This window comes from Sulfuracidifex metallicus DSM 6482 = JCM 9184, assembly GCA_032834875.1.
GTDB lineage: Archaea > Thermoproteota > Thermoprotei_A > Sulfolobales > Sulfolobaceae > Sulfuracidifex > Sulfuracidifex metallicus.
In genome coordinates, this window is sequence record CP135238.1 from 796,012 (window position 1) to 818,146 (window position 22,135).

Below are 22,135 nucleotides of genomic sequence, written 5' to 3' on the forward strand. Positions count from 1 at the left end.
ATACTACCCATTTCATGAGATTTAAAGAAGTGTGATGATCAGTATTATAATGAATGCTATAGCCAAATACGCGACGTAGGCTGTTAAGTTCCCGTTAAATATAGCTCTAGCTAGTAGATCGCTGAAGTTCTTGTATTTTCTGGATAAAATTAAGAAGAACGTTGTGAAGACTTCCTTTGAGAACTTGCCATCTCCAAGGATAAACTTCAGCATTACCCTTTCGTTATTAGCCATTGCAAATGGTGTATAGTCATCCTTCTTGTCCACGCCATTGTTCCAAGTTTTAACTTTTCTCCCCTTTGGCCTTCCAAGCAAAGCCAAGGTCAAGAGAGAACCTACACTTGCCATGATTAACACGTAAAGTGGTGAAATTCCGCCAAAAGGTTTGTTGGAGAAGGTTTCTATTAAAGTTCCAGAAGCTACGCCAAGAAGACCTCCCTTAAACGGATAAACTAGGTAAGAAAGCGATACGCCAGATAACAGCACCACTATACCGGAAATGAATCTAGAAGGCCAATCACTGTCCTTCAGTTCTCCCTTCCTAAATATATGTCTTGAAGAGAAGTACTTTATTGCCAATGCAGTGGCGAAACCCTCAGCAGATGCAATCAACACGCCTCCGATTAGAGGTACAACTCCTAGAATGCCGCTGACGTAAGCGCTGATGAAGAGGGTCTCTAGTAATCCCCATGAACCCACACCGCCAGCTGTAGGAAGTAGGCCTGACAGTGACGCTGCAATCATTGTAGACCCCAAGTAGCTCTCCCACCGTTTCTGGAAAGGTTTGTTGTAGGTGAGAGAAGATATTGACGTCAGGAAAGCCCCAGTTTTTCCTATGCTGTTCGATATGGCTATCATGAGAAGCGAAGCTAAGGCTACTTCCCTTGTAACTCCTCCAAGCGTGTGGACTCCCAAAGAGGTTATCATAGCACCGCTATTCTCTATAGAGCTAAAGGCCAAGGATGCTCTACCATCGTCGCTAACGTAACCGTAAAGTGATGTCATGAAAGCCGTGAAGGATCCTAGCAATATTAACGCATAAGACATAGGAAGAGGAACGCTAAACTGCTGAAGAACTTGTAATGCGCCGTAAATTCCCATGAGCGTCATTGTTGCACTCACTAGTGACGATAAGGAGTGGGGTAACTTGCCCTCTTGAAGTGGTAGCCAATCAACTCCATAGAATGGAGTTATTCCAGTCTTAACCAGAAATCCGGATAGGAGAAGGATGACAGAAGTTTCGCTTAGGTTATCTATGTTTCCTCCCGAGATAGCCGCCCCCCCTATAAGGAGCACTGTACTGAGTTCACCGAAGGCGAAGAAAGTGACTGAAGGTCTAATCCCCTTAAACGCGTAGAAAAGAGGAAGAGCCATGACTTCCCAGCCTGCTATCAAGAGGAACAAGTTTTCTCCAGAATCCATGAAAGTCAACATACCTATGACGGAAACCGATAACAATGTAGACATGTCATCCCTGGAAGTTAGTGATAGTAAAAACCAAGAGGCTAAAGCAAGCACCTTCAACAGAGCTAAAGGTGTTAACGTTCCCGTTAACGTGTACATCATAACGAGGATTGAGGAAACTGATACTGCCAGATAGCCTGCTCTTCTATTCCATAAAGAAATGAAGAAAGAAATTATGAAGGGTATAAGGTTCGCTAATAACGAGATTTCAATTACCATCCTTTACCACCCTTAGCCTTGATTAGAGCGTCCAGTATTGTGTTAGGGGACGGAGGACAACCTGGAACGATTACGTCTGCCTCAATCTTAACTCCTTCTCCTACTACACCTCCACTTATTGCGCAAGCCCCCAGCAGAATTATCACCTTAGGTGAGGGAACAGCATCCAAGGTTTCCTTGAGGACTTCCCTCATTCCCTCAGTTAAAACTCCCATGATTACTACTCCGTCAGCATGTCTAGGTGAATTTGTGAAGAATATCCCAAATCTCGTCATATCATACTGTGGCGATGAAATTAGCTTAAGTTCTGAGTTACATCCTCCACACGTTCCCACGTCCAAAGGATATAAATAGAATGACCTGCGGAACATAGGGTTTGCCCTCGCAGATGCCATCCTGTGATCCCCAGTAGGTTTCAGGCTAGGGTAACATCTCCTGCAGAATATGCACTTTCCAGAGTCCCAGCCATCTTCTATAGCGTTAGTTGGACAACCTTGGAAATTTCCTTCAACCTTGAGTAATGAAGCCCAAGGTGGTGTACTTGTAGGCTTAGATTCGGTCTTAACTCCCCGCCTCAATCCTCTCAGAAACCAGTTCATTCCTTCTCCACCCCTATTTCAGATATCCAAATTCCAAATCCCTCCCAATTGAAGGGGAAATCCGTGAATATAGTACCTATAACTGACTTCAAGAAAAAGGAAAGGTTTGCCTTAGAAGGAGGTAAAAAGGAGGTTGAAATGAAACCGTCATCTATCTTCACTTTGTAGACTAGGTCACCGGATGGGGATTCCACTCTGCTCATTCCACTACCTACGCCCTTTACCTTTACCTCACCTCCTCTTACGTTCTTTGCTTTCCCTAATGCCCCTCTAATGATCTCAATAGACTGGAGTATCTCCAGTCCTCTTATTAAGAATCTACCGAAGGTATCAGGAGACCTCTCAACTATGGGAGAGAATCCAAGGTCCTTGTATGGAAGGGAGTCTGAATCATATCTGGAATCGTAACTCCTACCAGATGCTCTCGCGGCAGGTCCTATCAACCAGTCTTGGTCTATTTTCCCGTTGTTCTGAAATCTATCTATGAGTATTCTGTTCTCGAGCATATCGTTAAAGAATGAATTGAAGCCATTAAGGTAGTCCAGCCTTACCTTTTCCAAGTTACATTTGACAGAATTAATCCAATTTGAGCTAAAGAAGTACCTATGCCCACAAACCTCACCAATCAACCTATTCGTTCTCTCCTCCATTTCCTGCAATTGATATGAAGCTACGCCCAGAGCTCCAGTCTCTGCCAGCTTATGGAGTACATGCAGGTGATTCCTTATTCTCTCAAGCTCCAGTTCGACTATTCTAGCCATCATAACTTCATAGTCCACGTTGACGTCAACTGACCTTTCTACTGCAATGATGAAGGATAGTGAGTGGGAAGCGGAGAACATGGCATTAATCCTCTCCACTGTCAGAATGACGTCCTCTATCCTTCCAGAAAACTTTAGCTTCCTCTTCTTGAAGTAAGGGTTAGCTTCTATTTCTAGAATTTGTTCCCCCGAGGTTTTAATCATGAACTGAACGCTCTCAGTTAGTCCTCCTGCACTGGGACCGTAAACGAAGGTGAACTCACCGTATCCTTCAGACTTACCTGCACGGAACGAGAAGTCCTGGCATTGGTCTTCCCTTTCTCCCATATCGTAAATGCATAAGTTTTCTAGCTTTCCAATGAATCTCATTGTATCACCTCCAATGCTACTACTCCAATGATCAGGGAAATCAACGCTGAGGCTAAAGATATGTAACCGAGGATCCCATCATATTTCCTCTCCTCCTTTGGCTTCAGCATTCTCGTCACGTTATAGTTCACAGAAACGAAAGCTATTGCAGCTGAGGCCAACATTACGGCTAATAGCGGTAGCGAAATCTGTGACACTTTTATGAATATTAGAAGTTCTCCTACGAAGGTTCCAAAAGGAGGGGTTCCAGTTACTGCAAGGGAGGATAGGAAAAGCGAGGCATTGGTAGGTCTCGAAAGCCCAGCCCTTTTCTCTACATCCTCAATCTTCTTAGTCCTCAGTTCTTCCATGTATACGCCGGAGGACAGGAAAGCTCCCGTCTTTCCAAAGGCATGAGTGAGGAAAAGCAGCAACGCGCCCAATGGCTGACTTACAATTAGTCCTATTAAGCCCAAGTTGACGTTCTCTAGAGTGGAATAGGCAAAGAGCCTCTTGAAGTACCTCTGTCTAGCCATCATGAGTGATGCAGTAAGGAGGGAAAATGCTGAAAGTGAAAGGAAATACCATTCCATGAATGGAGCTATTTGATAAATCCTGAAAACTACCACTGCAGCTGCAGGAACAAGAACCGCTGAGAAGGAAGAGCTTACAGTGGCTGGTGCTTCTGTATGAGCGTCAGGCAACCAAGTATATCCAGGGAATATTCCAGCCTTAGTTCCGAAACCAAGAATTCCTAGAAGAGATGCAGCAACTATCAACGGACTATTGGTTCCTCTTCCTATCATGGAGGTGAGTGTCAATGTATGCAACCCATAATAGAATAAGATTATTGAAACGAAAGCTATGGAAACTCCCATTGAAACTATGACTGCATACCTCCAAGTTGCTTCCATTGTCACTTCTCCCTTTTCGTAAGCGACTAGGATGACGGTTAACGCCGTAGAAGCTTCAAGGGAAGCCCATATTAGCCCTAGATTGTTTAACGTTATTACACCATATAGCGCATCAGAGTACAGCATGAACAAGAAGTAGTACCATCTTTCCTTGACTATTCCGTCCCTTATATACTTCTGAGAATAAAGCATTGTGATGAACGTTATTGATGAGTTCATGATGAGGAAGACCTTAGATATCTCGTCGATGAAGAAGAAACCTTCCACGTTAGGGTAAAAAAGAAGGTAAATGGATATAACCACGTCTGCCAGGGAAGAGATGACCGAAGCCATTTTCCACTTTAAGGAAAGGAACCCTCCTATGATGGGAAAGGTGAACAAAAGGTAAATTAAAGATATTAGTTGTAGATCTAGATTATCCATGGAATCACCCCACTAACTCGTCAATTTTCCTGTCATGTTCTGGTTTCTCCCTAACAATAATGTAAGATAGAATGACAAGGGCAAGAACGTCTAGGAGCGCACTAGTTTCTATGAGGAGAGGTAGTGATATCAAGAAAAGCCCAAGCATCACGATACCGTTCTCCTGCTCAACGTAACCTATTATCTGAGGTATTGTACCTTTTCTGAACATTGCAAGAGCTAAGCCTTGAAATATCACAATAATAGCTAGAATCACGTCCTCGGGGAACATTACACTAGAAGCAACGACTCTCTGGAAGAAAGTCGATACTACAATCACGGCGGAAACCAAGATCAGATCAGCAACCAAGAGGGAAGCTACACCCCTTACAGTCTCCCTGTAGCCATACCTTCCTTTTACCGCACGTTCCAAAGTAAAAGTAACTCCTATTCCTCTGAGGGAAATGACCTCCAAAGCAAGGATTAAGTTATCTATTCTTCCCGTAATGAAGTACAGTGATACTGATAGACCTCCTATAAGAAAGGACTGTAGCCCTTGTACCCTAATTATTGGTTTATAGTAAGCTTGACCCACCAAATAAACGGTGGTCAGAACAACAATGACCCCTATAAGGTATAAGGCCTCCTCCACTAGTTTCATCATCCATCACCTACAACAGTTATCACTAGGGATACTAGGGACAGGATGAAAGCCACAGCTAGAAAGTCTTGAACCTTGTAAAGCCTGAGTTTAGCAAGGGAGGTGTTTATTATCACTGTGACAGCAATCAAGAGCATCCATTTACCTAACATGATAGGCACGTCCTCAAGAGCTCCTACGGTCCCTATCTGCATGAACCACGGGAATGCAAACACGTTAAGGAAGACTGAGCCCAGTAAGTATTGTTTCACCATTGACGTATACTCCATCAATGCAAGATCCCTCCCAGAATATTCATAGGTTAATCCCCCATCTATCATCCCCATCTCAGAAAGGCCAGAGCTCTCAACTGGGAGCTTTCCAGTCTCAAAGAGCCAGAGCATGAAGAACGCAATAGTTATCAATACGTGATCTATTTCCAAGTAATTGGAAGGACTCTTCACTAAGTATGAAAGAGTAATGTATGGATTGTCTGTTCCGGTAATTAGTGCTACACCGAAGAAAACCGTGATTAAGGTAGCTTCAGACAAATAGGAAAAGGACAATGCTCTGGAGACGCCTAATGCGGCGAAGTTGCTTCCGCTGTCCAGAGCTCCTAACGTTTTAACGAATGCGGCTAGGGAAAAAAGTATAGCGCCGCCCAAAAAATCAACAGTCGGAGTCAAGTAAATCGGTTCAGGGTAAACTACTGGTATCACGAAGGATATTACGATATAGATCCCCATGGCAAGGTAAGGTGCATAAACGAAGATTGAGGAGGATGTCTCGGGAATTAAGGTCTCCTTCCTAATTAACTTTCTCAAGTCGTAGAATGGCTGTAGTATGCTAGGGCCTTTTCTTCCCTCTACTCTAGCTTTAGCCTTCTCGTAAATGCCAGCTACAAGTGGAGATAAAACTAGAACTCCAGTTACCTGAACCGCCGTCTCTTCAAGTTCTTGAAGCATTTAATCACCTTGAAGAAGTAGGCGTCATCAGCCTCGAGGGCGGTTCGGGCTCTACCCTGGGGGACGCCATCCCCACAGCTAACTTACATTAACTACTTATAAACTTTGCTTTCTTTTATTGAAAGCAAATTTTTCTATATTCAATGTCTGATAATGTGAAACATGGAATGCCGCTGGAGAAAGAGTGAAGACTACGCGTTAACTTTGCTTATCGAAATCCTTAGAGATTCTATCTACCTTAGCTGAGTGCCTTACCTCAGCTTTCGGATCTATTTCCGCTGATATAGTGTATTTCAAGTATTCTACCTCAGCGTCAGGACCTACTTTGCAAGTGTAGCATTCGAGGCTGTTCACGTAAGCGTCAGGACCTATATCTACGTCTTTGGCTATTACAACGTCTGCTTCAGATCCTTTCTTCATTTCTAGTGAATTACAAATAATTGTTCCGTTGACGCTGGACTTTTTACCTAGGATTACCTTGTCCGCATTTACCTCTGAAGCGTCTAGGTCACCGTATACTTCCAATTCCTTTACATCTAGCTTATCAGCCTTCATACTCCCCATTATTTCCAATTTTTCTCCCTTAACCTTGTTAGCCTTGGCACTACCTGAAACCTCAGCGTCCTTGAATTCCATGTCCCGACATTTCAAGCTCCCGGCAATCTCTATGTTCTCTGCATTCACATTTCCCTTAATGTTAGCACTTCCGCTCACTTCCATAGAGGAAAAACCTACTAGATCTCCTTCCATCGAGAAGGATCCACTTACTGAAATCTTCCTTTCGTTTATGATATTTTTCTCACTTTCCATACTAAACAATTTCCACTTATCCTTAAAAAGGAAAACTCACAAGTTGTGATGTGAACAGATGCAGACACGACATAATCATGGACATTCTAGTTTCTATCAGTAAAGGAAAGAGAAGATTGACTGAGATATGTATTGCGTCGAATTTGCCTTTGGACAGAGGAAAGAGGGTTCTTGATGATATGATTAAAAGGGGTTTAATCTCCACGAAGGATGGTAACTTTAACATCTTACCAAAGGGTTACTCTTGGATGGAAATTTATAGAATATTAGAAGAAAAATCTTAGGAAATTATAATACTGTTATTTTCTTTTATTAGTTAATTAATCACATTGATATTGTATAAACTAATTTTATTCTCATTTATTAAGTTTATAAATAATATTAAAAAATTTTAACTAAAAAAAGTTAATAGGGAAAAGTTTATAGGGAAATATTTCTGTGAAAACATAGTATGTATACCAAAAAGAGGAGAATAAATAGTAAGAGGAGAATAAATAGTAAAGCGTTATCAAAGGTTCAGGCTATAATAGCTATAGTTGTCGTAGTGATAATTATAGCTGGAGTTGGAGCATATCTAGCAACAATGCATCCGTCTAAGACTACTTCAACAACTCTAACCTCATCAACTTCACCCACTAAGAGTTCAGGAGTCCTTACGATTTATGTGGCAGGAGCATACAAAGCAATTTTCAATGAGCTCGCATCCCAATTTTATAACAGCACTGGAATTGTGGTTAAGGTAGTGCCTGGCGGATCCTTTGGTCTAGCCGGACAGATAGCTAAAGAAACTCCTATACCTGCTAACCTATTCGTGCCAGTGGCATTCATTCAGGCAGTTGAGCTGGAACAATCAAGGAACCCAGGCTGGGCAATAGCCTTCATTTCTGATCATATGTCTTTAGTTTATACAAATTATACTGAAAGCAATCCATACTGGGGACAACTTTACTCCAACTACACCATGGCAATGAAGACCAATGAGACGACCTATTGGAATAACTTCTTCACGTTATTATCAGAACACTTCATCCTAGGTATATCAGACCCTAGTAGCGATCCAGAAGGGCTGTACGGCGATTTGATTTTGCAGATGGCTGGCAAGTTGTACTCCCCAACTCATAATCCAGACTACTATTGTAATTTAGCATACAACGTTAGCAAGGAAGTTAGAACCGCACTATCCACGGCAGACTTCGTGGCTGACCTGAAGGCTGGAACCATAGATTTCGTGTTCTCATATGTATCTTACGCTGTGTCGCAACATTTCATGTATCTTAAGTTACCAGCTTGGCTTAATTTTGGGTACAATGTAAATGAGCTATCTTGGTTCCATTCATTCTCCTATGTAATAACCGAGAACGGAATGAAGTACACCGTACCAGGAGGTCCAGTATACCTCTATATAACCATTCCTAAGGGTGCCTTAAACATGAATGAGTCTATTCAGTTCATCCAGTTCTTGGTCAAGAACGTAGGAGAGTTGTCAACGTTTAATGTGGAGCCTATAACTCACCCAGTACTTTACTATCAATCTAAGTCAGACGTTCCCTCCAAGATATTAACTATGCTTAACGATGGAGAGCTGACCTATGGAGGGAACTTCAGTGCGGCCTAAACTAAATGTCTTAAAGCTAATTTCAATTTTCTCTGGCGTTCTTCTCCTAGTTCCCATAATTTACCTTCTTTATTATGGTTATGGACCCTTCCTAGTCGTAAAAGACGCTTTTGGAAAGCTTCTGATATCGTCAATAGAGTTCACCTTCTTCTCGGCCGCAGTAAGCGTCATAACTGTGGTTTTAGCCTCCACTCCCTTAGCATATTTCCTAGCCAGACACTCAAATCCAATAATGGAGTCGATAGTGGACATACCAGCCTCGATACCGCATCCTTTGGTGGGAATAGCTCTTGTTTTCATTGATAGCCCAATAACTCCGCTGGGTAAGTTTCTATATGATCATGGAATTATCTTTTATTATTCTTATTTGGGTGTATTTCTGGCTTTGATAATTGTCAGTTCTCCTATCTATATTAGAGCCATGCAGAACTTCTTCAAGTCGTTACCACTTGAGCCTGAGATATACGCTATAAGTTTTGGCTACTCAGAGTTTTACGTCTTCAGAAAGATTGCGTTAAGGAAGGGAATTGGGGGAATAGTCTCCGCAGGGCTCACTTCAGTTGCAAGAGCAATTAGTGAATTCGGTTCGATTGTAATAATAGCACCATACGTCACTGGCTGGATATTCAACGGTGATTGTACGTCGTCAATTTACATTTACAACGAATTTCAAACGTATTTTAATGCATCAGTCTCAGCCGCGGCTACCCTTATTGTGTTTTCGTTGATTCTGATAGTTTCAATCAGGATAATAAACTATGTATTGGAGAAAAGGAACATGATCTAGATTTAAACTTAGACTTCCAGCTTTTAATCATGGCTGTTGCCATAGTTACAGGGGCTTCCAAGGGAATAGGCAAGGCAACTTCTTCCCTACTTAAAGAACATGGATATACCGTAGTATCTATTTCGAGAACAATGCCTGAAGTGGGTGATATGAGGATCTCCCTTGACGTTACAGACAAGGGCTCAGTGGTAAAAGTTGTGGAAGAATTGGTGAACAAATTTGGCGGAGTCGACGTGCTGGTTAATAACGCCGGCTTCGGAGTTTACGGTAAGTTCACCGACACATCTCTTGACGAAGAAGAATATATGATTAAGACTAACTTAGTTGCGCCTATAGTTTTCACTAAGCTAGTACTTCCCCATATGTTAAAGAAGGGTTCAGGCTCAATAGTCAATGTAGTTTCTGAAGCAGCCTATGTTTCAACCACCACTCTAGCAGTGTATTCTGCAAGTAAAGCCGGGTTAGCTAGCTTTACCAATTCCTTGTGGGCAACGGTTTCAAAAATGGGTATAAAGGTCTCTGGAATATACCCCGGTCCGGTTAAGACTAACTTCACTTCTCATCCATCATTTGCCGGCATGAAGACTAACATTTTCGATAAATACGCAGTAGAAGCTGAGGACGTGGCTAGGGCAGTGCTGAAGGGTATAAGAACTGGTAAAAGAGAAATTTATGTTCCTTCCAGACTGAAGGTTGACCCATACTTTCTTAAATTGTCATCTATAATGCAAGAAATAACTTATAGATTGATTAGAAGATATTTTTAGTCTAAAAAATTGAAAGTTTCGCTATATTAGAGGTATACTTTTATGTTTTATTTAACATTACCCTCTATGAAATGGCGGTATGCCGTATTTGCGGTTGTCTTCTCTTTGATTGTCATAAGCTCGATTTCTTATGCTTCTCCAAGCGGGTTTCAATCATCTACCATATCGTTACCTGAACCAATGTGCGGTTACGCCTCAGTTTATTATAACGGATCTATAGTTCTAATTGGTAAAACCACTAACCTCGGAAGTAACGTGATCGAATATCAAGGAGGAAATTGGAAGCCTTTACCTCCAATGCCAGTTGATCTAACCTTCCCGTCAGCAGTGAACTACGACGGTGATATTTACGTATTTGGAGGTATAGTGTCTTCAACGGGGGAGATAAACGGCAACGTTTATGTATTTAACGGTCAAAGCTGGTCAACAATTTCTCAGCAGGAGCCGGACCCTGCTTATGGCTCTTATTCCTTTGTGTACAACGGACAAATTTACATAATTGGAGGTTTCATAACTGATTCGGCTGTCTATTACGCTACGCCGCCGTCAACTGATGTGAGAGTATTTAATCCGTCTTCAGGTACTTGGCAGATAATAGGTCAAGCACCATATCCTATGGGAGGTGGAGGATACGTATTTAATGGTACTGACATGATAGTTGTGGGAGGCTATCTAGGAGGATATTCTGCATCATACACCAGAAACGTAACAGTTTATGATCCGTCTTCAAATTCTTGGTACCAACTTCCGCAGTTTCCTCTGCAGGTAGGTTACACGGCAGTAGGTTACTTAAACGGTGTAGTCTTCGTTGTTGGAGGCTTAATGTTCACAACGTTAGGACTAGTATTCGGAAGAATATATTACCTAGACCATGGAGCTTGGTATCGCTCTTACAATTACGAGAATCCCTCATTAGCTCAATCGTCTTATCTTCAAGTTGGGGATCAGCTATACGTTATCGGAGGCTTAAATCAAGATACGAGTCTGATGTCATCGGTAGTTGACGTTATCACATTGAACGCACCTCCAACCACTCCACGTCAGCCTGTAGTCATATTTGGTAATGAGACAGCCATTGTTCAATGGAACCCAGTTAATTATAGCACGGGTTACTATCTAAGGCTGAACGGCAATGGTGGTTCAACTACGCTGAATGTTGGTAATGTAACCGAATACAAGTTAACAGGGCTTAACGATGGAGAGAGATACTCCGTGAGTGTGATGGCTTATAACAAAGCAGGAAACAGTTCATGGTCGATTCCAGATTACTTCACGCCTTTAGCCGTCCCAAATCCCCCGGTTATAGATAATCTAAAGTTGGGCGATCACAACGTCACAGTTGACTTTCACGGGCCCTCCTTCAACGGTGGATCTCAGATCATGGGCTACTATTTGGTTTTAAGTAATTCCACGTTCAGCATGGTGGTTAAATTACCCGTGACTTCTAATAACTTTACATTCGTTCATCTGGTCAACGGTTCTTCTTATACTCTGTCAATTCTCGATTACAATTCCTTGGGAAATAGTTCTCCTACTACAGTTACCTTCGTGGGCATTGATAAACCAAGACTTTCCTTGTTCTCTTTTAACACTCCAAACGGAGTGGATCTGAGGTTGGGTTTCAATTTTTACTCAAATTATACAATTTATGTATATTCAGGGCATAAGTTAATAGATGTTGAGAATTTCACTAACGTCTCAGAGGAGTTAATTAAGCTTCCATTTGGTACTTACAAGTTTGTGGTGATGGTAAAGAACCCTGCAGGATATGCAAATTCCTCAATATTGGTTAACTACTATCTACCTCCATCTGTTCCTTTAGTCTTCGTGGAAGTAAACCATGGAAATCTTACTGTGGACATGCCTTCCAGCAGTGACGTATCTCTATATAAGATCTATTTAGATGGTAAATTGGAGTACAATGGAAATGGAACAACTTTTACCACTATGATTAAACCCAACGAAACCTATAATCTGAGCGTCATAGCCGTTAACCCACTAGGTTCATCTGCCCCATTTACCATGTCAGTATTCTATCCTTTCACGTCGTCTAACGTAACTCAACACGTCACGGTTTCTCACAACATTATCCCCACATTTAAGGCAACGGATCCATCTCTTCCAATAGTGGATAGCGTTTCGATTATCGTGCTCACTATATCAGTTCTCTGGATAATTCAGGTTATATTGAAGAAAGAAGCTGAAACAAAAGAAAAAGGCACAAATTGAAAAACACAGAAACTTTTTTATGTGCCTTAACCCATCTGTAAGAAGTCGGGGCCGTAGTCTAGCTTGGTAGGATGCCAGCCTGGGGATATTTCCCTAACCACCAGAACGCTGGTGGTCCCGGGTTCAAATCCCGGCGGCCCCATATTAGAGGATACCCCTAATACCCCAATTCCATTTCCATCTTTCAATTTCTCATAAGTTTCGACAACGTCAGCTAAAGGACCAACGTAACGCTCCTTTGTCTCACCGTTTTCATACTCTAGCTTGTAAACGTAATACCGACCTTTTCTTTCGCGTAAAATATAATCGCCGAATTTATAACGTCTCTGCTTTTCCGTCATTTTCACGTCCCGTATTATGGTTGCCAATTCGACTTTATAAGCATTGGCAACTCGTCAATTTTTGCCGTCAAAATTCGACGATTTGAAAGTAGACGGCAAAGATTCCTCATCAGTAATACTAACAAAAGGTATTACTTAACTAGAGTTCTGAGCCAAGTCTTAAACCTAGAAGGCTTCCAAAACTCCTTCCAGGGAACTAAAATATACTCATTTTCACCTTTAGCAAACTCTTTAGTGCTTATGGCTATGCCCTTCTTCTTCAACAAATTTATGTAGTCTACTGTTATGAATCTTATTTCGCCCTCATTATCCGCTATATTTGCTATAACTGCTTTTCCTTTATAGTATTGTTGTAAAACTAAGCCTACTGCATATTTTACTCCTAAGACTGCTACATAACTTCCCTTCAAGTCCATTCCATGTAACCTAGAGCTGCTTTGTCTCTTTGTGAACTGAGTGCCAGTTATATCAATATACATGTTAAATTTAGGAATGTAGAAATCGTATTTCTTCTTAGGGTCGCCTTCCCACGTCTGGTCTATTTTCTCTGTACTCATTACGCCTATGCCGTTCGTTACTATATCATTTTCATTAAGATTAAGAGACAGCATTAACCACTTACGGGCTATGTCTTCTCTTATGCTAGTAAGAGTCCAAAGCTTAGCGTATTTATCTTTTAATGTATTAGCAAAAGAATTAGTTTCGGTCATCTCAGTTCACCACTTTTTTCAACTCATTAAATGAGTTGATTACGTCCTGAAACCTTATCTTCGGTATTCTGTAGGCGTTGAGCCTTGGGTCGAAATTGTTCTTCTGGATTTGAAATATTAGAGATTCTAGCGAGTTTATCTTCGACAACAATTCATTTAGATCTATCTTTACGTTTGCCTCTGCTTTGGCTCAGATTTTGACTCACTTTTACTTATGTTTATATTGAATACTACATTATTATTTTGTGTGCTTTTGCTAATTGTGTTTCTAAATTCAGATTTTATTTCCTCTGGTATCTCTAATCCCTTCTCAATCGCTTTCGTGACTATGAATGCTGAAATTAGCTGTCTGAGTTCACCAATATCTTCCGGTTCTGGATCAAGTAATTCGTAAATTAAATAGATTTTCGCCGGAATCCTCACACTAAAGACTCTAGTTTTTTTGCTCTTCTTTGATAATAATTTTTCTAAAAGCCCATCATCCATTTTTTTCACCTACCTGAAACATTTTGAATCGGTAAATAGTAACGTAACTTCTTTACCCTCAATACGAAAGTGTATAGGGGTATAGGGGGTATATAGTGTAAAAGTGTAGACAAAGTGTCTACACTTTTTTTATTAGTGGGGGTATAGGGGGTATAGTGTTTTGTATTGGCGGTAAAGTTAGATAATAGTTGATTACCGACTTTCACCTTGAGTAGTTGGTGAAAACTCATTGATTCTGCACCTCTATTTCAGTTATCTGATTGATTTTTTCTAGAAGCTCAGCTATTAGCTTACCTTTTTCTGTTAATTGTATTCTCTTCATTCCATCTTGTGGAATTATTTTAACTAGGTTTTCTTCCTTTAGATAATTCAAATGGTTAGATATGGTTGTAGCACTATGTTTGTTTGGGCCTGAGTTCAATTTATCTATTAGTTCTGAAACGTTTAGATTACCTTCTTTTAATATACATAAGATTTCCCCCGAAAGAGAGATTAGGCGTTTCATACTTATTACGTAATAAGTAAAGATTATAAATCTTACTTATTACGTTCTTAGTAATAAGCCGTTATGATAGTATTTCATTTAGCTTCTTAATATTATTGATTATTTCCTTGCCCTTCTGTGTTATTCTGATTATCTTCTTCTCTGTACCTACTGAAGATCGTGTAGTCTCTATTTCTATTAAGCCTAGATCATTCAATTCTTTAACATATCTTGTTATAGTACTCGCTGACATACCTTTTGATGTTCTTATTAGATCTGATATACTAGCTTCCCCAGCTTTATCAATCAATAAAAGAACAAGTAAGGGGGTTGAAAGTAATGACTTTGTTCTTTCATTTATATCTAGGCTCATACTTTTCTCTTTACTATAGTAGTAAACCCCCTTAAATTATTTCGGTTATCTCTCATTCCTTCTTTTTACTAAATACATAATGAGTAAAGCTTATATAATACTTTTTACTTATTACATAATGAGTAAGCATGGAAACCCAAACCGTAGAAAAAGATCTTCAGACGATCAGGTCCCTTCTAAAGGGATGGATTTTTTTAAACGACCTGATTTCGTCCAAGTTGTTAGTTTTGAAAGATATGGAAATTCTCATTCTCGAGAATTTCGAAAGGGATGTCATGGTCCACAGTAGCTACATATCGAGAGGTTATGCTAGAGTGGGAAGAAAGATACTGCCTGTGAAGATGTATTATAGCTCACTTGATAGGGACCTAACTATATATGTAGGCCATGTAAGTATATCTCTTTCTATTCAAGAGATGGAAGAAAAGCTGGAACAGGAAAAGAGGCAGAGGGAGTGGGAGGAAACCCACGAATGCAATGCGGACTTAGACTGCTGGCCAAGGCAGGACTGAGGATTGAGGACCATGTTACGAGTAGTAACCTTCAAAGTAGAAGTGGATCTACTGGAACAACTAGATCGTTATGCCATGAGATATGGTCTGAACCGAAGCGAAGCGATCAGAAAGGCCATAGAAAAGGTTGTCAACGAAGAGTTAAGTAAGGATACAGTACCTCAGGGGAAGGTTGAGAAAATCAGGTTATAGGTGGTGCAAAATGTTCCATTCAATCACGTGGAAAGTCTTCGAATGTAAGATCTGCGGCCGGATGTACAAAACCCGGCACGAAGCAAAGAGGCACGTAAGGACGAAACACAGAGCACGTGATGACAACATAGAAGTGGTTTACTGGAGTAGAGGTAAGGACCAATGACTTTAGAAGAATTGAAAAGGATGGTGAATTTCATAGACTTTCCCTCCTCCTCTAAGGAGGAGGAGTTCAAGGCGATCCAAATAGTATATAGGTATGTGTGCCCCTTCTGCTTGGCACACTTTGAAAAGAAGCACGCCATGTACAAGCACCTCAAAAACGAGAAGATAGACGAATGTCCTTTCTGCGGTTGGAAAACTAGGACCAAACGAAGGTGGGCCGACATGAAGAAACATCTAATCCAGAGCCATAGGGTAACGTTATGATGTTGACATACGCGGTAGCACTCTTCGGTTATCACCTAGACGACGCTTGGTCCACTCATGTCGGCCTCAACAAAGCGGAAGGCCAAAGAGGCTAACCCGTTACCTGCATTGCTAAGGAGCAAGACAGGGGTTCGGCTGTTCGTTTACAAGATAGTGCTAGCTACGCTCATCCTTTACTTGTGCTCTATGCTGCCATTCGGTTGGTACATAGAGTTTGGGGACATTTTGCTAGAAGGATTAGTAGTAGCGTGGAACACTTATCTCGTTTTAGAGAAAAGTCGTCAAAAGTAGGACTTGTTCTTGTATATAAACGTGTCTTGTCCAGGCTTTTCCAGGTCAGAAAATGGACCTGAACAGGAAGTCAAAAAATGTCATAAGCCTTCTGTTCCTGTTAATAATGCTGGTCCCTACAGCAAGCCTAATATCTTCAGCAAGTACAAGTAATTACGATTGGGCAGTATCGGCATATAACTCAAACTTAGCCGGTTACAATTATTATTCTGTTTCGTTCGCGAACTTCTCTTACTTCAACCTAAACAACAGCGGGTTTTACTCCATAGCCGAAATGGTAAACATACCAATACAGGCGACTGGGATGTTGTATCTTAACGGAAATACCTATAACTTTGATGGAGTGTTGCTTCAGTATGCTTTAGTAGATATCTCTGGTAATTTTGTCTTAGATACTGATATAGCTGTTAATTATACAAAAATAGTGTATTCTAGTCCTTATTTTCATTGTTCAAAACCTGAAGAGATACTAACGCCTCCTTGTTCTCAATCCATTACATACAATCCCAAAGAAAGCTTTGGAATTATCGTAATGTATTGTGATGGTTCTTGGATTGCCTATTTTGCTGGTAACGGATACGGTACCTGTTTCCCATTGCCTCCAATAAGCTCTACAACTGAACTTTACTATAGCAGTGAATTCATCTTAAAATTCAATTCAGTACCAAGCACATCGGAGGGTGTTTACCTCGGTGGGTCAACCTATATAGCCTATCCTAGTGTTTCTGTTGAAGTACATGCTCCATCACAAGACAGTTTCACTAATGCAAATCCGTACTTCGTTACACTATTCCAAATGCAGATAGAGAAACTAAACTCGCCTTATATACTATACCAAGCACCTTGGGACGGACAGAACTTAATATCTGCAAGTTCTTCAAGTGATTCTGACAGTAACGGGGCTATGGTTGGTGTAAGCCCACCGCCTTCTAGTGTAGCTTGGGGTGCAAGCGAATATGTAGGGAAGATGTATACAACTACATCTGGACGTGAAGAATATATTACCGATTATTTCAATGTTAGCTATTGGATGCTAGGAACTCAAAATGGAATTAATGCTTATGCTAATTTCAATAACCTGCCAGTGAACCACCCAACGCGGTTCTTTTGTAAGCTTAATAACTAATCCCCAACAAGACATGGCAATACCTAGTAACAGTTTTAGCGTGTTCTACTGACATAAATCCCTAACGAAAATCTTTATAAGTCAACATTTTTTATTGATTGTTCATGAAGAAGCTATTTTTAATATTTTTAATAGCTTTGTCGGCAATAATTCTAAGTTTAGGGGCATACCTCCATTCAATAGACCACCCTATAGCGCAGTGCGTCGCAATTCCACAAACGTCACCACCGCCAGCTCAGGCAGTGTATTAAATAGGATGTTTCCCACTGTATAAATCTATCCCACTCCCACCGCCTTGGTACGCTAGCTTGTGGCCTGAAGTTCTGATAGCGGGTTTTGCGGTTCTGTTTGGAACTCTTGTCTTCTTTTACAAGAAGATCTCTAATTACAAGATCCATAGCTATAAGGATCTCTACCACGGTCTTAAAGCGCTTTACAGGAAGTGGTATAATTACGAATTTGGGTCAGAAGAGGAAAGCCATTTCAAAGTACACAAATCCGATGAAGACTAATTTAAGGTTAAGAAAAAGTAAAATTCTTTTCAATAGTTCTCATATATAAATGTGATATGTTTTTCTTCATCTCATGAAGAGGACCATCTTCTTTTCCTTATTCTTACTAGTGTTCGTCTTAGTTGGGGTCATGGGGATAACTAACGCTACTGCGTCAACTGTGCCAATAAAGACCCCTGGCCTTGGAGGTGGCGGAAACCCGGGTTACTTCAAATACACGGAACAAATTAACCTCACCCAAACAACAACCGAGACTACTTCCACGTCGTACCCGGGCGAAGACTTGGACTCTCTGTCTTGGCTTTGCCCCGGATATGTCTCAGTAACAGGCACAGAGCTGCAAATACTGTCCGCGACGGAATACACTCAGAATAACGCTTCCTTTTCTATCTCTTCGTCTGCTACTTCTATTAACGTAACTTTCACCAATGGAGGCAACGGAGGAGCTGATTCAAAGTATGGAGGGATAGGTATAGGATATGGTGGATATATCCCTGCTAACCCAATTGGAGCCTGGGGCCCTTCCGTCCCAGACCAATACGGGATAGTGGTCTACTTGGAGCAAGGAGGCATGACCTCATACCATCTTTTCGTATATTTCGACGGGTCTCTGTGTTTAAACGCCACAGTCGGTTCACTGCCTTCCAACGTAGGCCTAGGCTTCTACTACGTCTACCCCACATTGTTCGTTTACTATTACAACGGGACCTGGCATAGATACAGTATCACACCAGTAGAGATAGTAGGGACTTCTGTCAAGGACAAACCCCTAGATACACTGAATAGCAACTACTTCATAGATGCCCAAGATGCCGGGCCAGGCTACGGCTATGCCCAGTGGATTATAGCCTCATATTCCTATTATACAACGCAAACCATACCCGGAGTAACTGCAGATATCTCATGGATGGCGCTTTCCCTTTCCAACGGGGTGAAAGCTCTCGTGTCTTTCACAGGCGCAGGGAACCCAGTGAACGTATCTACGAGTGCTACTTGGACAATCCAGGGGTTGACAGTGAAGAACTACTCTGTAACAGGAAACCTATACCCAACGTCTGGGTCCTTTTCCTACGTAGGTAGAGGGAACTCCGGGATCTTCGTTTATGCGAATGCTATGCCTTCCCAGAACTTGGATTCGTGGTACGTAAACGTAACGTTCACGTTCCAGTTCGTAACATCAACGCAGACCGTAGAGAAGAACATAACAATCCCGGTATTCGTGGACACATACGCGGAACAGGTGTGTTTCCTTCCTCCTAACAGCCAATACCTATCAGGACAAACCATCAGCGTAACGAACAGTACACTCATCAACTATCCTAGCGGGTGGGGTTATGTTGTACTTTCGCCCGCTAGAATAGATATAGAAGTGCAAGGTCTGACTTCAGGCTATGTTCCTTTACCGTACTCTATATCGCAGGAAGTACAACAACCCACGACTTACCCTTATACAATTATAGTGACTGAAGATGGCTTCGTCATATCATCTTTTACATCTCAGTTTACCGTATATCCAGTGACGCAGCAACCAGTGATGTTCGTGGAAGGTATACCGGGGTCCGGTGTAGTAGGTCAAACGCTCCATATCCAGTTCCAGTTCACCGACGCAGCGCCAATAGCTAACCTGACCAAGTTACCGCAGTCTACCGGGGACCTTCAATTCTCTTTCTGGAAAATAGAAGGGAATAAGGTCCTCCTTGAGTTCTCTGTAAGCAATGCTGCGCCAAACGGTGGGTTAGCTTTCATCCAGAAGGAGGGGCCTAACATCCTCATCCCGTTCAACGGTTCAGCCGGTATCCTTTTGAACGAAAGTGGAGTGAATGAGGTCCAGTTCAGCGTTCTATCTTCAGGGCTTGCAGCGCTGACAGAAGGACAAGTAACAATATATTTAGGAAATTGGTCACCAGTCATAGGAGTAGGTCTATATCTACCTTCCGGGACAATGTCGTGGTTCTTCGTAGACGGGGCAATACTGCAAAACGCAATGGGTAATCAAGCCTTCGTCGTTCTAACTGGCGTGAACCCTACCACGCTCACCCAAGTAGAATCAGGATATACGAACGCTTCAGGTTGGGGTTCCGCTACTGTTTCCCTCACGGATGTACCATATCAGTTAATAGATGTAGACTGGTACGGGGTAACATATTCAATATTCAACATAACAGTGAATAACGTATCAACACCAATCACAACAACGACAGTATCCACAACTAACACAAGCTACAACTACTCTCAGCCTTTCCACAACACCATTTCGCCGAATTCGTCGCTGTACAACTTCTCAGCATATCAGCCATGGGCAACACTAATAGGCATAGCAATCGTGGTCCTGATTTCGCTCCTTTCCTGGAAGTTCGCAGGCTACGCAGGAGCTTCCGCCGGCGCTGTCATGGGACTGATAGCAGCTTCCTACCTAGGCCTATTCCCCTGGTACGTGTTCTACGTCTTTATATTCGGGATCGCTATGTTGATCGCTAAAACCATAGTAGACAAGTTCATGGGTGGGGACGAATGACAGACGCTCTTTCTCTGGCCCTTTCCACGGGTCTGGGACCAGTGCTAGGGATAATTATCATGGTAGCGATAGCAGGGATAGCCTACAAAATGGCAGGTACTTTCGCTTCTGTGGTAGTGATGATAGCGCTGGACTTCGCCCTTACATTCCTGGACTTCCTTCCCATATTCTGGGGACTCACCATCTTCTTCGGCTTGATAGCTGGTCTCATCTATTTTAGGGGTGAAAGAAATGGGGACTAAGTTAGTCATCTACGTGCTGATATTCGATGTAGTCCTTTCCCTCATGGTAGGCGCATACGGAGGGCTAGGAGCTCCGTCCATACCGCCAGAGCCATCAGTAGGCCAAGCGCAAGCTATTGCCGGATCAATAATATGGTCTGCTGGAATTCCCGCCATCACCCTGATACCTTCATTCTCAATAGCAGGGTCCACGTTCCCGGGTCTAACCCTCCCCTCCATCACGTTCTTCGTCATATCCTTCGGTTGGCTTTGGCCCATCATACTAGTTTTCCAGTGGATAGCGTGGGTGTTCAGCAGCATAGCATCAGTGATAGGATATATACTGAGCATATTCACGGGTTCGGTTTCGCTATTGTCGGGTGTGCCTGTATTGGGACCTTTCCTAGCAGTTTTCACGCTCCTGATCAACCTAGTGCTGGTATGGGAAATCATCAAGCTGATAAGGGGTTATGGACCATGAACGCAAACATCATAAGGGGCGAAGTGAAGAGAAGGAAGATTCTGCGCCTCCTAGCTGAGAATTATGTGCTGTCAGCCTCACTTCTTTCTCATACGCTCCTACTTTCATATGGTGCGGTTTTGTACCATCTAAGGATACTACGCGATCAACAGCTCATAGAGATGTGGAAGGAAGGTGAGAAAGTTTATGTGAAGTTGAAAGAGAACACAAAGTTAATGAAGAGTTAAAAAACCTAAATGAAATTCGTGAAAAAAACATACATGTAGATAACTTTCCTTAGTTTTTGTTCAAATAATGAGTCTCGTAGCAAAGTTAAAGAAAAAACACGAGGAAGAGGAACAAGAGGAACAAGAGGAAAAAGCAATATGGGCAAGTCCACCCAAACAGAGGACCAGAAAATTAAAGATAAGAAGGGCTGCAGCCCTCAACATAGGGCTCCTGATAGGGCTCTTCGTCTTTATCCTTATTGGTATCGTCCTTTTGCCAGTAATCACCAGTGAAGTTTCCGGGCTTACCTCTGGGACCGCAGCGCAAGTAACTGGAACAAACGCTACCGTCTTGAACCTGGTGCCTTTATTCTATATCCTAGTATTGGTGATAGTACCAGCTGTGATAATGTTCAAACTATACCAAGGCAGAGACTAGACTTGGGATAGTTCTTGGATATAAACGTCAAGTCAAGTTTTTTTTATTATGACAGTAGTAGGGGATAGTGTATATATAATCGGGATTCTGGTACCCCTAATAACTGCGTTTTTTAGGAACGTCTTGGCACATGCAGTAGGCATAGTATTCGGTACCGTGGGTATGCTAGTATTCTTCGGTGGGTTCACTGACGTAGCGATAGGGTCCGCTTCTTTCATTTTCGCGATACTGCCTCTCATGTTGACGTTGATAAACGTGGGAATGATGGTCCAGTGGGCTAGCGAAGACAGGTGGTGA

General features: G+C 41.9%; 29 protein-coding genes, 1 tRNA gene, 1 pseudogene and 1 riboswitch. Of the genes and pseudogenes, 18 read left to right on the top strand and 13 right to left on the bottom strand.

Features of this window, described 5'->3' with window-relative positions:
* Nucleotides 1–21: 21 nt before the first annotated feature.
* From RQ359_RS04660 to RQ359_RS04690, 7 genes are all read right to left on the bottom strand, one after another.
* Nucleotides 22–1,683: a proton-conducting transporter transmembrane domain-containing protein gene (locus RQ359_RS04660; protein WP_054838965.1), complete on the bottom strand. Its 1,662-nt coding sequence runs from the start codon at nucleotides 1,681–1,683 to the stop codon at nucleotides 22–24.
* A complete protein-coding gene (locus RQ359_RS04665; RefSeq protein WP_054838966.1) occupies nucleotides 1,677–2,282 on the bottom strand; it encodes an NADH-quinone oxidoreductase subunit B family protein in 606 nt (201 codons plus the stop codon). The genes RQ359_RS04660 and RQ359_RS04665 overlap by 7 nt, the downstream gene beginning before the upstream one ends.
* Nucleotides 2,279–3,412, bottom strand: a complete 1,134-nt coding sequence (locus tag RQ359_RS04670) for an NADH-quinone oxidoreductase subunit D-related protein (protein WP_054838967.1) — start codon at nucleotides 3,410–3,412, stop codon at nucleotides 2,279–2,281. The genes RQ359_RS04665 and RQ359_RS04670 overlap by 4 nt, the downstream gene beginning before the upstream one ends.
* Nucleotides 3,409–4,728, bottom strand: coding sequence for a proton-conducting transporter transmembrane domain-containing protein (locus RQ359_RS04675; protein WP_054838968.1), 1,320 nt, complete (start codon nucleotides 4,726–4,728; stop codon nucleotides 3,409–3,411). Before RQ359_RS04675 ends, RQ359_RS04670 begins: the two co-directional genes overlap by 4 nt.
* A 4-nt stretch (nucleotides 4,729–4,732) precedes the next feature.
* Entirely contained in the window at nucleotides 4,733–5,368 is a 636-nt protein-coding gene (locus RQ359_RS04680; protein WP_156017737.1) for a hydrogenase, read from the bottom strand.
* Nucleotides 5,368–6,312, bottom strand: coding sequence for a respiratory chain complex I subunit 1 family protein (locus RQ359_RS04685; protein ID WP_156017735.1), 945 nt, complete (start codon nucleotides 6,310–6,312; stop codon nucleotides 5,368–5,370). The genes RQ359_RS04680 and RQ359_RS04685 overlap by 1 nt, the downstream gene beginning before the upstream one ends.
* A gap of 11 nt (nucleotides 6,313–6,323) precedes the next feature.
* Nucleotides 6,324–6,395, bottom strand: a riboswitch (Fluoride riboswitch).
* A 115-nt stretch (nucleotides 6,396–6,510) separates the two neighbouring features.
* Nucleotides 6,511–7,122 (bottom strand): bactofilin family protein, encoded by a 612-nt coding sequence (locus RQ359_RS04690; protein WP_054838970.1) that lies wholly within the window; start codon nucleotides 7,120–7,122, stop codon nucleotides 6,511–6,513.
* A gap of 50 nt (nucleotides 7,123–7,172) precedes the next feature.
* Here RQ359_RS04690 and RQ359_RS04695 point away from each other — a divergent pair, with 50 nt between their 5' ends.
* The 6 genes from RQ359_RS04695 (at nucleotide 7,173) to RQ359_RS04720 (ending at nucleotide 12,662) form a co-directional block, all read left to right on the top strand.
* A complete protein-coding gene (locus RQ359_RS04695) occupies nucleotides 7,173–7,406 on the top strand; it encodes a winged helix-turn-helix domain-containing protein (protein ID WP_156017733.1) in 234 nt (77 codons plus the stop codon).
* Between the two features lie 167 nt (nucleotides 7,407–7,573).
* Nucleotides 7,574–8,737 (top strand): substrate-binding domain-containing protein, encoded by a 1,164-nt coding sequence (locus RQ359_RS04700; protein WP_054838972.1) that lies wholly within the window; start codon nucleotides 7,574–7,576, stop codon nucleotides 8,735–8,737.
* Nucleotides 8,712–9,524, top strand: coding sequence for an ABC transporter permease (locus RQ359_RS04705; protein WP_054838973.1), 813 nt, complete (start codon nucleotides 8,712–8,714; stop codon nucleotides 9,522–9,524). The genes RQ359_RS04700 and RQ359_RS04705 overlap by 26 nt, the downstream gene beginning before the upstream one ends.
* A 26-nt stretch (nucleotides 9,525–9,550) precedes the next feature.
* Nucleotides 9,551–10,291 carry an SDR family NAD(P)-dependent oxidoreductase gene (locus RQ359_RS04710; RefSeq protein ID WP_157043031.1) on the top strand — a complete coding sequence of 247 codons (741 nt, stop codon included), beginning with the start codon at nucleotides 9,551–9,553 and terminating at the stop codon, nucleotides 10,289–10,291.
* A gap of 66 nt (nucleotides 10,292–10,357) precedes the next feature.
* The gene (locus tag RQ359_RS04715) at nucleotides 10,358–12,520 is read left to right on the top strand and encodes a fibronectin type III domain-containing protein (protein WP_162309004.1); all 2,163 of its coding nucleotides are present in this window, start codon (nucleotides 10,358–10,360) and stop codon (nucleotides 12,518–12,520) included.
* 47 nt (nucleotides 12,521–12,567) lie between these two features.
* A tRNA-Pro gene (locus RQ359_RS04720) sits at nucleotides 12,568–12,662 on the top strand.
* 28 nt (nucleotides 12,663–12,690) lie between these two features.
* Here RQ359_RS04720 and RQ359_RS04725 read toward each other — a convergent pair.
* The 6 genes and pseudogenes from RQ359_RS04725 to RQ359_RS04750 form a co-directional block, all read right to left on the bottom strand.
* Nucleotides 12,691–12,861, bottom strand: a pseudogene (locus tag RQ359_RS04725) (putative integrase); the annotation flags it as partial.
* A gap of 131 nt (nucleotides 12,862–12,992) precedes the next feature.
* Entirely contained in the window at nucleotides 12,993–13,571 is a 579-nt protein-coding gene (locus tag RQ359_RS04730; protein ID WP_054838978.1) for a nuclease, read from the bottom strand.
* Nucleotide 13,572: 1 nt separating this feature from the next.
* Nucleotides 13,573–13,719: a hypothetical protein gene (locus RQ359_RS04735; protein ID WP_457921245.1), complete on the bottom strand. Its 147-nt coding sequence runs from the start codon at nucleotides 13,717–13,719 to the stop codon at nucleotides 13,573–13,575.
* A gap of 20 nt (nucleotides 13,720–13,739) precedes the next feature.
* Nucleotides 13,740–14,057 carry a hypothetical protein gene (locus RQ359_RS04740; protein ID WP_457921246.1) on the bottom strand — a complete coding sequence of 106 codons (318 nt, stop codon included), beginning with the start codon at nucleotides 14,055–14,057 and terminating at the stop codon, nucleotides 13,740–13,742.
* 226 nt (nucleotides 14,058–14,283) lie between these two features.
* Nucleotides 14,284–14,562, bottom strand: a complete 279-nt coding sequence (locus tag RQ359_RS04745; RefSeq protein WP_054838980.1) for an ArsR family transcriptional regulator — start codon at nucleotides 14,560–14,562, stop codon at nucleotides 14,284–14,286.
* A 61-nt stretch (nucleotides 14,563–14,623) separates the two neighbouring features.
* Nucleotides 14,624–14,914 carry a MarR family transcriptional regulator gene (locus RQ359_RS04750; RefSeq protein WP_156017726.1) on the bottom strand — a complete coding sequence of 97 codons (291 nt, stop codon included), beginning with the start codon at nucleotides 14,912–14,914 and terminating at the stop codon, nucleotides 14,624–14,626.
* A 128-nt stretch (nucleotides 14,915–15,042) separates the two neighbouring features.
* On the opposite strand from RQ359_RS04750, the gene RQ359_RS04755 reads away from it, so the two are divergent.
* From RQ359_RS04755 to RQ359_RS04810, 12 genes are all read left to right on the top strand, one after another.
* Nucleotides 15,043–15,426: a hypothetical protein gene (locus RQ359_RS04755; protein WP_156017724.1), complete on the top strand. Its 384-nt coding sequence runs from the start codon at nucleotides 15,043–15,045 to the stop codon at nucleotides 15,424–15,426.
* Between the two features lie 12 nt (nucleotides 15,427–15,438).
* Nucleotides 15,439–15,618, top strand: coding sequence for a ribbon-helix-helix protein, CopG family (locus RQ359_RS04760; protein WP_054839393.1), 180 nt, complete (start codon nucleotides 15,439–15,441; stop codon nucleotides 15,616–15,618).
* Between the two features lie 162 nt (nucleotides 15,619–15,780).
* Nucleotides 15,781–16,047, top strand: a complete 267-nt coding sequence (locus RQ359_RS04765) for a hypothetical protein (protein ID WP_054839392.1) — start codon at nucleotides 15,781–15,783, stop codon at nucleotides 16,045–16,047.
* Between the two features lie 57 nt (nucleotides 16,048–16,104).
* Nucleotides 16,105–16,338, top strand: a complete 234-nt coding sequence (locus RQ359_RS04770) for a hypothetical protein (protein WP_457921247.1) — start codon at nucleotides 16,105–16,107, stop codon at nucleotides 16,336–16,338.
* A gap of 52 nt (nucleotides 16,339–16,390) precedes the next feature.
* A complete protein-coding gene (locus tag RQ359_RS04775; RefSeq protein ID WP_457921248.1) occupies nucleotides 16,391–17,464 on the top strand; it encodes a hypothetical protein in 1,074 nt (357 codons plus the stop codon).
* 308 nt (nucleotides 17,465–17,772) lie between these two features.
* Entirely contained in the window at nucleotides 17,773–17,976 is a 204-nt protein-coding gene (locus tag RQ359_RS04780; protein ID WP_457921249.1) for a hypothetical protein, read from the top strand.
* Between the two features lie 73 nt (nucleotides 17,977–18,049).
* Nucleotides 18,050–20,491, top strand: coding sequence for a hypothetical protein (locus tag RQ359_RS04785; protein WP_457921250.1), 2,442 nt, complete (start codon nucleotides 18,050–18,052; stop codon nucleotides 20,489–20,491).
* Complete coding sequence (locus RQ359_RS04790; RefSeq protein WP_054839337.1) at nucleotides 20,488–20,733, top strand: hypothetical protein; 246 nt, start codon at nucleotides 20,488–20,490, stop codon at nucleotides 20,731–20,733. The genes RQ359_RS04785 and RQ359_RS04790 overlap by 4 nt, the downstream gene beginning before the upstream one ends.
* Nucleotides 20,723–21,193 carry a C166 family protein gene (locus RQ359_RS04795; RefSeq protein WP_156017716.1) on the top strand — a complete coding sequence of 157 codons (471 nt, stop codon included), beginning with the start codon at nucleotides 20,723–20,725 and terminating at the stop codon, nucleotides 21,191–21,193. Before RQ359_RS04790 ends, RQ359_RS04795 begins: the two co-directional genes overlap by 11 nt.
* Entirely contained in the window at nucleotides 21,190–21,420 is a 231-nt protein-coding gene (locus RQ359_RS04800) for an ArsR family transcriptional regulator (RefSeq protein ID WP_457921251.1), read from the top strand. Before RQ359_RS04795 ends, RQ359_RS04800 begins: the two co-directional genes overlap by 4 nt.
* A 67-nt stretch (nucleotides 21,421–21,487) precedes the next feature.
* Entirely contained in the window at nucleotides 21,488–21,838 is a 351-nt protein-coding gene (locus RQ359_RS04805) for a VP1/VP3 family protein (protein ID WP_156017712.1), read from the top strand.
* A 48-nt stretch (nucleotides 21,839–21,886) separates the two neighbouring features.
* Nucleotides 21,887–22,135 carry a DUF5493 family protein gene (locus RQ359_RS04810; RefSeq protein ID WP_054838895.1) on the top strand — a complete coding sequence of 83 codons (249 nt, stop codon included), beginning with the start codon at nucleotides 21,887–21,889 and terminating at the stop codon, nucleotides 22,133–22,135.

Excerpts from the sequence above, each read along its gene's own strand:
- RQ359_RS04680 (WP_156017737.1), bottom strand. The coding sequence starts at position 5,368 with ATGAAACTAGTGGAGGAGGCCTTATACCTTATAGGGGTCATTGTTGTT.
- RQ359_RS04670 (WP_054838967.1), bottom strand. The coding sequence starts at position 3,412 with ATGAGATTCATTGGAAAGCTAGAAAACTTATGCATTTACGATATGGGA.
- RQ359_RS04760 (WP_054839393.1), top strand. The coding sequence starts at position 15,439 with ATGTTACGAGTAGTAACCTTCAAAGTAGAAGTGGATCTACTGGAACAA.
- RQ359_RS04665 (WP_054838966.1), bottom strand. The coding sequence starts at position 2,282 with ATGAACTGGTTTCTGAGAGGATTGAGGCGGGGAGTTAAGACCGAATCT.
- RQ359_RS04755 (WP_156017724.1), top strand. The coding sequence starts at position 15,043 with ATGGAAACCCAAACCGTAGAAAAAGATCTTCAGACGATCAGGTCCCTT.
- RQ359_RS04795 (WP_156017716.1), top strand. The coding sequence starts at position 20,723 with ATGGGGACTAAGTTAGTCATCTACGTGCTGATATTCGATGTAGTCCTT.
- RQ359_RS04775 (WP_457921248.1), top strand. The coding sequence starts at position 16,391 with ATGGACCTGAACAGGAAGTCAAAAAATGTCATAAGCCTTCTGTTCCTG.
- RQ359_RS04745 (WP_054838980.1), bottom strand. The coding sequence starts at position 14,562 with ATGAAACGCCTAATCTCTCTTTCGGGGGAAATCTTATGTATATTAAAA.
- RQ359_RS04690 (WP_054838970.1), bottom strand. The coding sequence starts at position 7,122 with ATGGAAAGTGAGAAAAATATCATAAACGAAAGGAAGATTTCAGTAAGT.
- RQ359_RS04800 (WP_457921251.1), top strand. The coding sequence starts at position 21,190 with ATGAACGCAAACATCATAAGGGGCGAAGTGAAGAGAAGGAAGATTCTG.
- RQ359_RS04705 (WP_054838973.1), top strand. The coding sequence starts at position 8,712 with ATGGAGGGAACTTCAGTGCGGCCTAAACTAAATGTCTTAAAGCTAATT.
- RQ359_RS04740 (WP_457921246.1), bottom strand. The coding sequence starts at position 14,057 with ATGGATGATGGGCTTTTAGAAAAATTATTATCAAAGAAGAGCAAAAAA.
- RQ359_RS04730 (WP_054838978.1), bottom strand. The coding sequence starts at position 13,571 with ATGACCGAAACTAATTCTTTTGCTAATACATTAAAAGATAAATACGCT.
- RQ359_RS04765 (WP_054839392.1), top strand. The coding sequence starts at position 15,781 with ATGACTTTAGAAGAATTGAAAAGGATGGTGAATTTCATAGACTTTCCC.
- RQ359_RS04685 (WP_156017735.1), bottom strand. The coding sequence starts at position 6,312 with ATGCTTCAAGAACTTGAAGAGACGGCGGTTCAGGTAACTGGAGTTCTA.
- RQ359_RS04750 (WP_156017726.1), bottom strand. The coding sequence starts at position 14,914 with ATGAGCCTAGATATAAATGAAAGAACAAAGTCATTACTTTCAACCCCC.
- RQ359_RS04675 (WP_054838968.1), bottom strand. The coding sequence starts at position 4,728 with ATGGATAATCTAGATCTACAACTAATATCTTTAATTTACCTTTTGTTC.
- RQ359_RS04715 (WP_162309004.1), top strand. The coding sequence starts at position 10,358 with ATGAAATGGCGGTATGCCGTATTTGCGGTTGTCTTCTCTTTGATTGTC.
- RQ359_RS04810 (WP_054838895.1), top strand. The coding sequence starts at position 21,887 with ATGACAGTAGTAGGGGATAGTGTATATATAATCGGGATTCTGGTACCC.
- RQ359_RS04790 (WP_054839337.1), top strand. The coding sequence starts at position 20,488 with ATGACAGACGCTCTTTCTCTGGCCCTTTCCACGGGTCTGGGACCAGTG.
- RQ359_RS04660 (WP_054838965.1), bottom strand. The coding sequence starts at position 1,683 with ATGGTAATTGAAATCTCGTTATTAGCGAACCTTATACCCTTCATAATT.
- RQ359_RS04785 (WP_457921250.1), top strand. The coding sequence starts at position 18,050 with ATGAAGAGGACCATCTTCTTTTCCTTATTCTTACTAGTGTTCGTCTTA.
- RQ359_RS04700 (WP_054838972.1), top strand. The coding sequence starts at position 7,574 with ATGTATACCAAAAAGAGGAGAATAAATAGTAAGAGGAGAATAAATAGT.
- RQ359_RS04770 (WP_457921247.1), top strand. The coding sequence starts at position 16,105 with ATGTCGGCCTCAACAAAGCGGAAGGCCAAAGAGGCTAACCCGTTACCT.
- RQ359_RS04805 (WP_156017712.1), top strand. The coding sequence starts at position 21,488 with ATGAGTCTCGTAGCAAAGTTAAAGAAAAAACACGAGGAAGAGGAACAA.